The following is a 13,813-nucleotide window of genomic DNA, read 5'->3' on the forward strand; positions in this document are numbered from 1 at the left end:
TGTGTATGAGTAAAAAGTTTACGCTCATTCCGTTAGTCGCTGCCCTGTTTTCAGGTTCATTATTGGCTTCTACAGATAATTTAACTGCAGAAGATTTACCAGTACTCAAGCAAGAAAGCCAACATAGTACAGCAAGCAAACGGGTGACAAACTTATTTACTCGTGCACACTACAAACCCATTCGCTTTAACGATGAATTATCTGAACAGATATTTGATCGTTATATCGAATCCCTCGATTTTAATAAAAGTGTGTTTTTAGCGTCTGATATTGCTTCTTTCGAACAATATAAAGACCAGTTCGATAATGCGCTCTCTTCAGGGAAACTTGGGTTTGCCTTTGATATTTTTAATCTGAGCTTAAAGCGTCGTTTTGAGCGTTATGATTATTCTTTATCGTTACTTGAAAATGAAATGAAGTTCGATAAAGCAGATGAATATATGTTTGACCGCGAAGACGCTAAGTGGGCAACGACTCAAGCTGAGCTTGATGAATTGTGGCGTCAGCGCGTTAAATACGATGCGTTGCGTTTAAAAATGACCGGTAAAGATTGGCAAGGCATAAAAGAGGTCTTAACCAAGCGTTACCACAATGCGCAAAAACGCTTAGTGCAGACAAACAGTGAAGATGCATTTCAAATTGTAATGAATTCGTTTGCACGTAGTATTGAAGCACACACATCTTACTTATCACCCCGTCGTGCTGAACAGTTCAAAATGGACATGGACCTTGAACTTGAAGGTATTGGCGCAGTATTAAGTTATGATGAAGATTATACCGTGATCCGAAGCCTAGTTCCGGGTGGTCCCGCTGACAAATCTGAACAAATTAAAGCCGATGACCGCATTATAGGTGTTGCTCAAGAGGGCGAAGACTTTGTTGATGTTATTGGCTGGCGTCTTGATGACGTGGTTGACTTAATCAAAGGCCCTAAAGGTACTAAAGTTCGCTTACAGTATCTAAAAGGGGCGGATGCTCATGGTACTCCGAAAGTTGTTGAGATAACCCGTGATAAAATTCGTTTAGAAGACCGTGCTGCTAAATCAGAAGTATTTGAAGCGAAATACTCAGATTTAACAAGTAAAATCGGTGTGATAGAAATCCCAGGTTTCTACAATAATTTATCGCAAGACGTAAAAGTTGAAATTGCGAAATTAAAAGAAGCGAAAGTAGATGGCATCATAATCGATTTACGCCAAAACGGCGGCGGTTCATTGTATGAAGCGACGCAATTGTCAGGCCTGTTTATTGATCAAGGTCCAGTCGTACAAATTCATACGTTAAACAACCGTATCGAAGAGCAAAAAGACCGCGATGGTGTCACTTTTTATGATGGCCCATTAACCGTTTTAGTTGACCGTTACAGTGCATCAGCCTCTGAAATATTTGCAGCAGCGATGCAAGACTATGGCCGTGCTATTGTGATTGGTGAGCAAACGTTTGGTAAAGGTACAGTACAACAGCACAAACCGCTGGGCCGTGCGTATGATTTATATGATCACCCACTTGGCAGCGTACAATACACAATTGCAAAATTTTATCGTATTAATGGCGGAAGCACGCAGCATAAAGGGGTGATTCCCGATGTGTCATTCCCCTCAGCGATTGACCCAGCAGACTGGGGCGAAAGTCAGCAAGACAATGCATTACCTTGGGACAGCATCATTCGCGCTAAATATAATTCAGTTGACGATTTGAAGCCTGCGATTGCTTATGTCAATAAATTACATGATGCGCGCATTGCCAATGAGCCTGAATTTGGTTATGTGTTCGATGATATTAAACGTTATCAAGAAGAGAAAGATCGAAAAACAATTTCACTTGTTGAAGCAACACGTATCAAAGAGAAAGACGAAGGCGAAGAGCGTGCGCTTGAGCGTGCTAATGAACGATTAGTTCGATTAGGTCACAAACCAGTGGAAAGCCTAGATGATTTACCTGATACGCTTGATGATCTCGACCCTTTCTTAGAAGAAGCCGCGTTAATTACGCAAGACTATATTAAGTATGGTCGGCTCGCGAAAAAATAAATACCTATAATTGGTTAATTAAAAGGCGCTTAGGCGCCTTTTTTACTGCCCAAAACGGGGCATCTTGTTATAATTGATCAATCTGGCTGTCTAAAATGTTCGTGGTCTAATTAATAAACATTAATCCAAGGCGTTCTTTAGACAATCAAACAATAATAATTAAACACGCCACATAAGACGTGTAGGAGACTATCTTTTGAATTCAATTGAAGAGAAGCCGATCAAACAGGCCAGTTTTTTAGATGCCTTGATCCCCATTACTGTTCTCGTGTGCCTATTGGGTGCAGCTGTTTATTTATTCGGTGATAACTCATCATCGGGGCCAAATCAAATAGCCTTACTCTTTGCTACTTTTACTGCTGCCTTAATCGGTCTAAAAAACGGCTATACCTGGAAAAAGCTCGAACAAGCGATGATTGAAGGGATCACCTTATCATTAGGTGCCATTATTATACTGTTAATGGTAGGCGCATTGATTGGCACATGGCTGCTATCTGGAACAGTACCCACCTTAATTTACTATGGTTTACAAATTATCAATCCAAGTTGGTTCTATGCGGCTAGTTGTTTAATTTGTGGCATTGTTGCGATGAGTATTGGTAGCTCATGGACGACAGCTGCTACCATCGGTGTGGCATTATTAGGTGTTGCAACGGGGTTAGGACTTGAGCAGGTAGTGACTGCCGGTGCTGTTATTTCAGGCGCGTACTTTGGTGATAAGTTAAGCCCACTGTCGGAAACAACAAACTTAGCCCCTGCGGTTGCCGGAGCCGATCTGTTTGAGCATATTCATCATATGCTTTGGACCACGGTGCCTAGCTTTATTATTGCCTTAATTATTTTTATTTTTATGGGCTTTAATGCAGGTGGTTCAGCAGAAGCAGGCCGAATTGATGAAATCATTAACCTGTTAGAAAGCAACTTTAATATCGGGCTTGAAATGCTCGTGCCATTAGTCGTGTTGCTTATTCTTGCAATAAGAAAAATGCCGGCATTTCCAGCTATTTCAATTGGTGCAGTACTGGGTGCTATTTGGGCTATGTTGTTTCAATCAGATTTAATTAATAGTCAAATCGATACGTCACAAGGGCAGTTAATTGGCTATTTCAAGCTAGTATGGACAACATTTTTTGATGGCTTTAGCATCGATACGGGCGACGAAAAAATGGATTCATTGCTCAGTGGCGGCGGTATGGCCGGAATGTTAAACACAACTTGGCTAATTATGACCGCATTGATGTTTGGCGCCATTATGGAGAAAACTGGCTTGCTAGATATGTTTGTAAAAAGCATATTGAAAATAGCGAAAAGCACCGGCTCACTTATAACAGCGACAATTGCGACTTGTATCGGTACCAATGCAGTGGCGGCAGATCAATACATTGCTATTGTTGTACCAGGACGTATGTTTAAAGATGAATATGAAAAACGCGGTTTAAAACCGGTGAATTTATCACGTACTTTAGAAGACGGTGGCACCATTACAAGCCCGCTGATCCCATGGAATACGTGTGGTGCATACATGCAAAGCGTTTTATTAATTAACCCATTTGATTATGCACTTTACGCTTTCTTTAATTTAATTAATCCAGTACTCGCTGTTGTTTACGCATATTTAGGTATTAAAATTTTACGTATCGAACCAAAGCACGTTAAACAAACCAGCGCTGAATAATTCATGTTAGGCCCTGTTAAACAGGGCCATTTGGAGTCAATGATGTCTGCAACGAGTAAACCTCAAGCTCAATATTTAAAAGATTACCAAGCCCCTCATTTTTCAATACAACATATCGATTTACGCTTTGAATTAGCGCCCTTAAAAACCGTCGTACACTCAACAATGACGATTAACCGTGTGGACGAAACGGGGGCTGATTTAGTGCTTGATGGTGTTGATTTAACACTTATCTCACTGCATGTAGATGAGCAAGAGTACAGTGACTATACGCTTGAGGATGAGGCACTCATCATCCACAATTTACCTGCTAATTTTATTTTAAAAATTGTCAACCATATCGATCCTCAAACAAACACTTCCCTCGAAGGCCTGTATTTATCAGGGGGCGCGTATTGCACGCAATGTGAAGCTGAAGGTTTTAGAAAAATCACTTATTACTTGGACCGCCCAGATGTATTGGCAAGTTTTGATGTTACGATCATTGCTGAGCAAAAATACACGCATTTATTGTCTAACGGTAATCAGATTGATGCAGGCACACTCGATGATGGTCGCCACTTTGTCAAATGGCAGGATCCATTTAAAAAACCAAGTTACTTGTTTGCATTAGTTGCAGGTGATTTTGATGTGTTACGTGACCAGTACACAACGAAATCAGGCCGTAATGTTGAGTTGGCCTTATTTGTTGATAAAGGTAATTTACCAAAAACCCCGCATGCAATGACATCGTTAAAAAAATCAATGCAGTGGGATGAAGAACGTTTCAATCTTGAATACGACTTAGATATATACATGATTGTTGCCGTCGATTTCTTCAATATGGGGGCGATGGAAAATAAAGGATTAAACATCTTCAACTCTAAATGTGTGTTAGCGAATCAAGAAACCGCCACCGATAAAGATTACCACACGATTGAGTCTATTGTTGGGCATGAATATTTTCATAACTGGACGGGCAATCGCGTTACTTGTCGAGACTGGTTTCAGTTGTCTTTGAAAGAAGGTTTAACCGTATTTAGAGACCAAGAGTTTAGTAGTGATTTGGGATCTCGTGCCCTAAACCGTATTGATGCTGTAAAAGTAATGCGAACTCATCAGTTTAGCGAAGATGCAGGGCCTATGGCGCACCCAATTCGCCCAGAAAAAGTTATTGAAATGAATAACTTTTACACTGTGACAGTGTATGACAAGGGCGCAGAAGTTATTCGTATGATGCACACGATATTAGGCGAAGAAAAGTTTCAGCAAGGTATGGCGCTTTACTTCCAACGGCACGATGGTCAAGCCGTTACCTGTGATGACTTTGTTGCAGCCATGAGTGATGCTTCTGAAATTGACTTGCAGCAGTTTAAGCGTTGGTACAATCAAGCGGGTACTCCAAGATTAAAAGTAGATCAATATTTTGATCATGCTAATCAAACCTTTACACTGACCATTGAGCAATTTGCGCCAGATAATCAACCTAATAATGCGTTGTTACATATTCCGTTTGCGATTGAACTACTTGACCCTGCTGGTCAATCAGTGCCGTTAACGATTAATAATCAGATGCAAGATTCTGTGCTTAATATAACTGAAAAACAACACACCTTTGTGTTTGAAAATGTTATAGAGCCGCCTGTTGCAGTGCTTCTGGAAGATTTTTCTGCTCCTTGTATTGTTGACCAAACTAGCAGCACCGCTGATTTGCTCCATATTATGCGTTTTGCACGAAGTGATTTTTCGCGATGGGATGCACAGCAACGATTATTTACCAACGAAATTAAAGCCGCACTATCATCGGGTAATGCATGTTTATCACCCGACATCATTTCTGCTCTTAACGTATTAATTACAGAACGAGCAGGGGATTTGGCACTGATTGCAGAGCTATTAAAATTACCAAGCTATGACACGATTGCGGCTGAATATGCAGTGATCCCCGTTGATGACATTGTTTCAGTAATGAATGCATTTGAACTACACATTGCGACTGACTTATCGGACTCATTGATTGCGTGTTATAAGGCATTACACGATGATGGCACAACATCTGCCGAGGCTGTTGCCGTTAGGGCACTTAAACAGGTCTGTTTGCACTATTTAGCAAAAACTGAACAGCAAGACGTGAATGACTTTATTGACGAAGCCGTGGCCAGCTCTAACATGACAAATGTGTTAGCTGCGCTAAGTGCGGTTGTAAAAGCGAATCACCCTCGCTGTGATGATTTGCTCAATGAATTTGATGCTAAATGGCGACATGATGTACTTGTAATGGACAAATGGTTTGCATTGCAGGCAATGAAAGAGTCAGCAACCTGCATTGAAGACATTAAGCAGTTGTATGATCACCCAAGTTTTGATTTTGGTAATCCAAACCGTGTCAGAGCATTGGTCGGCAGCTTTAGTCATTTTAATACTACACAATTTCATCGTGCAGACGGCAAAGGGTATCAATTATTGGGTGATTTGCTTATTAAGCTCAATGATATTAACCCGCAAAATGCATCACGTATGTTAACACCATTTATGGCATGGAAACGTTATGATCACGACCGTTCGCAGGCAATCAAAGCACAATTGCAACGTTTGGCATCATTAGAGAGCCTAAGTGATGATTTATTTGAAAAAGTTGAGAAAGCGTTAGTAGGTTAATGACTGAATACTTTTTTTCTTTGTATTTAAGTTATGCAGAATGCCTTGATTACTATCATGGTAAATATACTTCAATACAGGTAACAGAAGATGGTGGCAAAACAATTCGTTTTGCTGCCAAGCATTTACGTCCTTTTATTTCATCATTAGGGATAAGAGGGCGTTTTAGACTCACGCTGGGCGCTGATAATCAGTTTTTAAAGCTTGAAAAAGTGAATTAAAACGCCAAATAGCCTTAAAGCTGTCATACGACAAAGTGTGCTAATTTACCCAAAAATTAGCCACATTTTTCTCCCTCCTATAAAATAATCTTATTATATTTTTGTTAATTCAATTTGTTCTATTGTTAATTTACGTGTATAAATTATCTGGTATGACGTCTTACCAATACGTAAACGTCACATTTTTAAATAAATATTAACCGATTGAACGCGTTCTATATTGTATTTTTACTATTTCGCTTCTATCGTTAGAAAGATTCTAAAAACAACAATTTGATCACAAAACAACCCGTTACAGGGGGATGAACACAATGATAAAAAGATCGCTTTTTGTTAAAAACAAAATAGCTTTGGGATTCGCGGCGGCGACTCTGGGACTCTCAAGCACAGCTTTGCACGCGGCCACTTTTCAATTAGGTGATTTTGACGTACGTTTTGACTCTAGCTTTTCATATGGGCAGAGTATTCGAGTCGAAGACCGTGACTTTGCAATTATAGGTAAAAGTAATAACCCATCATTTGATTGGTCGGGCTATCATCCTGCTTTAAATCCTATTTACTCTTCTTCTGATGTATGGAAGCAGCCAGGCGCTTATTCAAATAATGGCGATGCTGGTAACCTTAACTTCGACAGTGGTGATTCTTTTTCAAAGCTGTTAAAAGGCAACCACGAGTTATCGATTAGTAAAGATAATTACGGTCTTTTTACCCGTTTCATGTACTTTTATGATTTCGCGTTGATGGATGGTGACTTTGCGTATAGTAACCCAACATCAGGTAAGAAAGTTGACCCCTGTGATGATGACGACACCAAAGAGCAAGTATGTGCCGATTTACGCTTACTTGACGCGTACGTCTGGGCGAACTTTGACCTTAACGAAGGTCGAAACCCGCTGTCTATTCGCTTAGGTCAGCAGGTCGTTAACTGGGGTGAAAGTACCTTAATTTCTCACGGTATCAACGTAAACCCGGTTGATATTGACCGTTTGAAAGCGCCAGGTGCGGAGTTAAAAGAAGCATTCATACCCGTTGGTATGCTATGGGCTTCATTAGGTATTACCGATAATATTACCCTTGAAGGTTTTTATCAGTATGAATGGCACGAAACGCGCCTTCCTGCTGCAGGTACTTATTTTTCAACGAATGATTTCGCGTCTGAAAATGGCTACCAACAAAATATCCAGCTTGGTTTTACATCAAACCCTGATATCGATTTAGCTTTCTTAACAGACAGCTTAAATAGTTTAGATGATATTGTGCGCTCGCAAGGTATCGATCCTACATCGCCGCAAGGGCGAGCAATGATGGCACAAATGTACCTGGCATTCCCGACCAAAGTTGCTTTAAAAGGCAAGGGGGATGCGGGTAAAAATGAGCCTGATGATGGTGGACAATACGGTTTACGTTTAGGTATGTACTTACCTGAACTAAACGATACAGAAGTCGCCCTTTACCACATTAACTATCACAGCCGCCGACCTGTTATTTCTGGTCAAGTATCTAACTTTACATCGCCAGCATTGACTGCTGATATTGGTATGTTATTAACTTCTGAAATAACAGAAGATAATGTTACAAGTCTTCAAGCATTCACTAAAGGGCAATTAGAGTACCCTGAAGATATTAAGCTATACGGTTTAAGCTTTAATACAACCGTGGGTGAGACCGCGCTTGCAGGCGAATTTGCCTTCCGTCAAGATGAGCCACTGCAAATAGATGATGTTGAATTATTATACGCTGGTATGCCTGAGCAATTAGCTGTTGCGGGTATTCGTCCTGATTTTGCAGGTATTTCGCAAATGAGCTTAGGCGATGCGACCAGTGTCGTTGGTCCTGGTGAAGTTGCACAAGGCTATATTCTTCGTAATACAGCTCAGCTTCAGTTTACTGCTACCCATTTATTTGGCCCGTCTCTTGGTGCTGATAGTTGGGCTGTTGTGGGTGAAATTGGCGGTGTTCGTATTAATGATATGCCGGAATACGATGAGTTACGCTTGAATGTTGCGGGTACGGGTCGAAGCGGTATCATGCAAGGCCCATTAGGTGATGATTATTCGACACTCCACCTCGGTATTTCAAACGGCCCTGAGACAAACCCATTCCCAACTGCGTCTGCATGGGGTTATCGCTTAATCGCAAAAGGTGATTACTTTAATGTCTTTAACGGGGTGAATTTCTCACCACGTTTCGTGTTTTCACACGACGTGAATGGTATTACACCTGATCCGATGTTCCTGTTTGTTGAAGATCGTAAGTCACTGGGCGTGACGATGAACTTTAACTATCAAAATGCGTGGTCATTCGACTTTAGCTACAACTCATTCTGGGGTGGTGGTGCGACGAATACTTTCTCTGACCGCGATTATGTTTCTTTCAATATTAAATATTCAATTTAAGGGTAAATTATGATTATTAGAAAACCTACCCTCATTGCTGCAGCGTTTTGTAGCGTTTTTGCAAGCAGCAGTGTGCTTGCAAAAATTACCGCTGATGAAGCGGCACGTTTAGGTACAGATTTAACACCCATTGGTGCAGAAAAATCGGCAAACAAAGATGGATCTATCCCTGAATGGACAGGCGGTATTACAACGCCTCCTGCAGATTACAAACCGGGTATGCATCACCCTGATCCGTTTGCAGATGACAAGGTATTATTCACCATCGATAAGTCGAACGTCGATAAATACAAAGATCTCTTGAGTCCTGGTCAAATTGAGTTATTCAATACATACCCTGACACATTTAAAATGAACATTTATCCAACCCGTCGCAGTGCTTCGTATCCTCAGTTTGTATACGATGCTACTAAAAAATACGCGACTACGGCTGAGTTAGTTGAAGGCGGTAATGGTATTAAGAACACGGCAGTAGGCGTGCCATTCCCAATTCCTAAAGACGGCTTAGAAGCAATTTGGAATCACCTATTACGTTTTCGTGGTTTAGCCGTAGAGCGTTATGCTGGACAAGCAGCACCGACGGCATCAGGCTCGTATAATTATGTAGGTTTTGATGAACAGTTGTTAGTTGAATACTCAAATCCAAAATCGACACCTGAACAACTTCAAGAATCAAATATTCTGTTTAAGTTTAAGCAAAAGGTAACAGAACCTGCTCGTCTTGCTGGTACCGCATTGCTTGTTCATGAAACAATGGACCAAATCTTAACGCCACGTCAAGCATGGACCTACAACTCAGGTCAACGTCGTGTTCGTCGTGCGCCAAACGTAGCCTATGATGCACCGGGTACTGCAGCAGATAGCTTACGTACAACCGATGATTTTGATATGTTTAATGGTTCACCAAATCGCTATAACTGGACATTAAAAGGGAAGCAAGAGCTTTATATTCCGTACAATAGTTATAAGCTTCATAGCGACAAGTTAACCTACGATGATATTTTACAAGCGGGTCATATTAACCCTGAGCATGTGCGCTATGAAAAGCACAGAGTATGGGTTGTAGAAGCGAACCTTAAAGAAGGCACGCGTCATATTTATAAAAAGCGTGTGTTTTATATTGACGAGGATAGCTGGCAAGTTCATGTAGCCGATATTTATGATAATCGCGATCAAATGTATCGTGTTGCAATGTCGCATGGCTTGAACTACTACGAAGTACCTACGCATTGGAGTACGCTAGATGTATACCACGACTTAAATTCACGTCGTTATTTAGCGATTGGTTTAGATAACCAAGAAAAAATGTATGACTTCTCAAAAACATTAAACGACAATGAGTTTACCTCTAGCGCATTACGCCGCGAAGGTCGTTAATCTACACACTAGGCACCTGAAAACAGGTGCCTCTTGCAATGTAGGCAAGCCAAAGTATGAAAGGTGTAATCACGATTATGTTGTTGGCTTGCTTTTTTATTCTATCGAAGGCGATTTATCTTTATGAAGTATTTGCTTTATGCTTGTCTTGCTTATAGTGCTTCATGTTTTGCTCAAGACATGCCACAGCCTCAGCAGGCAATTTCTGCTGTTAACGCAGACAAAACCCTTCTCACTGATATTGAGATATCAGGCAATCAACTGATCGCAGTTGGTAAACATGGTGTTGTCATTACCAGCTCAGATGCACAGCAATGGCAACAGGCGAGTGTACCTACACAAGTGTTATTAACGGCAGTTAACTTTTATGACACGGATTTAGGATGGGCCTGTGGCCATGATGCAACCATTATTAATACGACGGATGCTGGTAAAACATGGCAATTGCAACAGGCATTGCCCCATATGGATAAGCCGTGCTTAGACATTTTATTTACCTCAGCGCAGCATGGCTACGCAGTGGGTGCTTATGGGATGTTTTTTGAAACGAATGATGGCGGAAAAAACTGGAATAAACGGTTTTTAGACAGCTTATTATTTGAGGATGACCGTGATTATTTAAACGATCTTAAAAACAATGATCCTGAAGGATACGAAGCTGAAACAGCATCAATCCTGCCACATTTTAACCGTATTGTTAACGTTGCAGACCGTTTAATGCTCGTGGGTGAAATGGGTTTAATGGCGCAAAGCCTAGACAATGGTCAAACATGGCAGCGTTTAGAAGAAATATATATGGGTTCTTTCTTTACGTTTGCGTCAACTGCACACAGCGGTGGCGAAGATCTTGTTGCAGGTCTACGGGGAAATATTTTTACACGCCAAGCGCAATCTCAAGAGTGGCTACAAGTTGACTCTGATAATCACGCTACCGTTAATAGCGCAATTAATTACAAAAATGAATGGCTATTATTCGCAAACAGTGGGGTTATTTTTCATATCAAAGATGGTGAGCTAACAGAAGAGCAGATGGCTGATGGTAAATCATTACTCGATGGCGTTGTATTTCAGAATAAACTGGTTATGGCTTCTGAAGATGGCATTAAAGTGAAGGAGTTGAATCAGTAATGCGTGGCTTTTTAGATTTTTTAGAAAAGGCGGTGTTTCGTCATCGTCTATTTGCGATTATTTCGTTTGCAGTAATCACTTGTTTTTTATTGTTTAAAGCAACACAAATTCAACTCGATGCGTCGTTTAATAAGAATATTCCACTAAACCACGAATACATGAAAGTGTACACCAAACATGAAAAGCAGTTTGGTGGTGCAAACAGCATTTTAATTTCAGTGTGCGATGCTGAGGGCGATATATTTAATGAGGAGTTTTTTACGCAGTTAAAAGCTGTTCATGACCAACTTTACTTTATTCCAGGGGTAAATCGTCCGCTAGTAAACTCAATTTTTGCTCCCAGTGCACGTTTTGTAGAAGTGGTTGAAGACGGCTTTGCCGGCGGCCCAATTATTCCAGCCAACTTTACTGCTGATAAACAAGGTTTAGCAGTTGTAAAAGAGAATATTGAAAAAGCAAAAGTTGTGGGGCGCATGATTGCGAGTGATTATTCATGTGCGATGGTGACAGCACAGCTACTTGAATTTGATCCCCAAACGCAAGAAAAACTCGATACCCTCGCATTTGCTGAAAAATTAGAAACACAAGTACGCGAACCGCTCAGTACAGACAAAGTCAGTATTCATATTATTGGCTTTGCGAAAATGGCGGGTGATGTTGCAGAAGGTGCGAAAGGGGTGGTGCTGTTTTTCGCTATTGCTATCGCATTTACATTTATCATGGTGTGGTTATTCTGCCACAGTTTAAAACTAACAATTTTGCCGATTGCTTGTTCAATTATAGCGGTCATCTGGCAGCTTGGTTTACTGTCAAGTCTTGGCTTTGGACTTGATCCAATGTCAATCTTAGTGCCGTTTTTAGTGTTTGCTATTGGTGTGAGCCATGGCGTGCAAATGATCAACGACATTGGTAAAAAAGTGTGCACCGGCAGCAATACACGCGTGTGTTGTCAGGCAAGTTTTAGAGCCTTGTTAATTCCCGGTGGTATAGCGCTGTTATCTGATACGATTGGTTTCCTAACATTATTAACCATTGATATCGGTATTATCCGAGAGTTAGCGATTACAGCGAGTTTGGGTGTGGCGGTGATTATATTCACTAACTTGATCCTTCTGCCTGTTTGGGCGTCTTACATGAACTTTGAAGGCTCGGTGCGTATCCAATCTGGTAACCACACAGACAAACCAAACATGCTGGATACCTTGCGTGAAATTTTGGTTAAGACAACTGAACGTAAGACCGCAGCAGTCATCATTGTTTTAACGGCACTCCTCTTTGCAGTCGGTTACTGGCAGGCAGATAAAATGCGTATAGGTGACTTGCACGCCGGTGCACCTTCACTGCATCAAGATGCGCGATATAATCAAGACACCTTCTTGATTTCAGATAAGTACACGATTTCATCAGACATTTTAAAAGTGATTGTTGAAGCATATCCTGCAGCGTGTACAGAGCATGATGTAATGGAGCGAATCGGTCGTTTCCAATGGCAAATGGAAAATGTAGCTGGCGTACAATCAGCAGTGAGTTTAAGTAGCGTTGCTCAGTCTGTTAATGCTGGTTTTAATGAAGGTAATTTAAAATGGCAAAGTTTACCGCGTAATACCGCAAGCTTAGTGCAATCGACATCGCGTGTTGAGACCAGCTCTGGTTTGTTAGATGGTAACTGTTCAGTGATGCCTGTAATCATTTTCTTAAATGACCACAAAGCAGAGACAATTGATCATGTTGTCGCAAAGGTAAAAGAGTTTGCAGCTCAAGAGCAAACCGATAAAGTGCAATTTAAGCTAGCTTCAGGCCCTGTTGGGGTAATGGCTGCAACAAATGAATCTGTGTCGGCTGCACAATTACCGATGATGCTCTATGTTTATGGCGCAGTTATTTTACTTTGCTTAGTGAGTTTTAGGAGCGTAAAAGCCACAGTAGCCGTGGTACTGCCGTTGTATATCGTATCAACACTTGCGCAAGCATTAATGGTGCAATTAGAAATAGGCTTAACGGTATCAACCTTACCTGTTATCGCATTAGGGGTGGGGATTGGCGTTGATTACGGAATTTACATTCTGTCATCGATGATGTCACAGTTAAAACGTGGCGTCGCATTAGAAGTCGCTTACCGTAACGCCCTTGTTGAACGAGGCAGTGCAGTACTCTTCACAGGTATCACCTTAGCGATAGGGGTGAGCACGTGGATTTTCTCTGATCTGAAGTTCCAGGTGGATATGGGTATTCTGCTTACCTTTATGTTCTTAGTGAATATGTTAGGTGCAGTGCTGCTTTTACCCGCGATTGGTAGCTTCCTCTGGACTGACCAGAAAAAATAATGTAAATAATTGTGCTCCGATATGG

8 protein-coding genes are annotated in these 13,813 nt (G+C 41.1%); all 8 read left to right on the forward strand.

The window, feature by feature from the left end:
- Nucleotides 1-5: 5 nt before the first annotated feature.
- The 8 genes from prc to D0907_RS07570 all read left to right on the forward strand — a co-directional run bounded on the left by prc (nucleotide 6) and on the right by D0907_RS07570 (nucleotide 13,788).
- Complete coding sequence (gene prc / locus D0907_RS07535) at nucleotides 6-2,030, forward strand: carboxy terminal-processing peptidase (protein ID WP_036968705.1); 2,025 nt, start codon at nucleotides 6-8, stop codon at nucleotides 2,028-2,030.
- Between the two features lie 196 nt (nucleotides 2,031-2,226).
- Nucleotides 2,227-3,705, forward strand: coding sequence for a Na+/H+ antiporter NhaC (nhaC, locus tag D0907_RS07540; RefSeq protein WP_065979868.1), 1,479 nt, complete (start codon nucleotides 2,227-2,229; stop codon nucleotides 3,703-3,705).
- Nucleotides 3,706-3,747: 42 nt separating this feature from the next.
- Complete coding sequence (pepN, locus tag D0907_RS07545) at nucleotides 3,748-6,342, forward strand: aminopeptidase N (RefSeq protein WP_118844220.1); 2,595 nt, start codon at nucleotides 3,748-3,750, stop codon at nucleotides 6,340-6,342.
- Nucleotides 6,342-6,563, forward strand: coding sequence for a DUF2835 family protein (locus D0907_RS07550; RefSeq protein WP_118844221.1), 222 nt, complete (start codon nucleotides 6,342-6,344; stop codon nucleotides 6,561-6,563). The genes pepN and D0907_RS07550 overlap by 1 nt, the downstream gene beginning before the upstream one ends.
- 311 nt (nucleotides 6,564-6,874) lie before the next feature.
- Nucleotides 6,875-8,959: a DUF1302 domain-containing protein gene (locus D0907_RS07555; protein ID WP_118844222.1), complete on the forward strand. Its 2,085-nt coding sequence runs from the start codon at nucleotides 6,875-6,877 to the stop codon at nucleotides 8,957-8,959.
- A 12-nt stretch (nucleotides 8,960-8,971) separates the two neighbouring features.
- Nucleotides 8,972-10,336 carry a DUF1329 domain-containing protein gene (locus D0907_RS07560; protein ID WP_065979990.1) on the forward strand — a complete coding sequence of 455 codons (1,365 nt, stop codon included), beginning with the start codon at nucleotides 8,972-8,974 and terminating at the stop codon, nucleotides 10,334-10,336.
- A 123-nt stretch (nucleotides 10,337-10,459) separates the two neighbouring features.
- Nucleotides 10,460-11,464, forward strand: a complete 1,005-nt coding sequence (locus D0907_RS07565; RefSeq protein ID WP_118844223.1) for a YCF48-related protein — start codon at nucleotides 10,460-10,462, stop codon at nucleotides 11,462-11,464.
- A complete protein-coding gene (locus D0907_RS07570) occupies nucleotides 11,464-13,788 on the forward strand; it encodes an efflux RND transporter permease subunit (RefSeq protein WP_036968689.1) in 2,325 nt (774 codons plus the stop codon). Before D0907_RS07565 ends, D0907_RS07570 begins: the two co-directional genes overlap by 1 nt.
- The last annotated feature ends 25 nt before the right edge of the window (nucleotides 13,789-13,813 follow it).

It is taken from the genome of Pseudoalteromonas lipolytica (assembly GCF_003515105.1).
Taxonomy (GTDB): domain Bacteria; phylum Pseudomonadota; class Gammaproteobacteria; order Enterobacterales; family Alteromonadaceae; genus Pseudoalteromonas; species Pseudoalteromonas lipolytica.

What these genes read in the sequence shown, in the direction of transcription:
- prc (WP_036968705.1), top strand. Translation starts at nt 6, where the DNA reads ATGAGTAAAAAGTTTACGCTCATTCCGTTAGTCGCTGCCCTGTTTTCA.
- pepN (WP_118844220.1), top strand. Translation starts at nt 3,748, where the DNA reads ATGTCTGCAACGAGTAAACCTCAAGCTCAATATTTAAAAGATTACCAA.
- D0907_RS07550 (WP_118844221.1), top strand. Translation starts at nt 6,342, where the DNA reads ATGACTGAATACTTTTTTTCTTTGTATTTAAGTTATGCAGAATGCCTT.
- D0907_RS07555 (WP_118844222.1), top strand. Translation starts at nt 6,875, where the DNA reads ATGATAAAAAGATCGCTTTTTGTTAAAAACAAAATAGCTTTGGGATTC.
- D0907_RS07565 (WP_118844223.1), top strand. Translation starts at nt 10,460, where the DNA reads ATGAAGTATTTGCTTTATGCTTGTCTTGCTTATAGTGCTTCATGTTTT.
- D0907_RS07570 (WP_036968689.1), top strand. Translation starts at nt 11,464, where the DNA reads ATGCGTGGCTTTTTAGATTTTTTAGAAAAGGCGGTGTTTCGTCATCGT.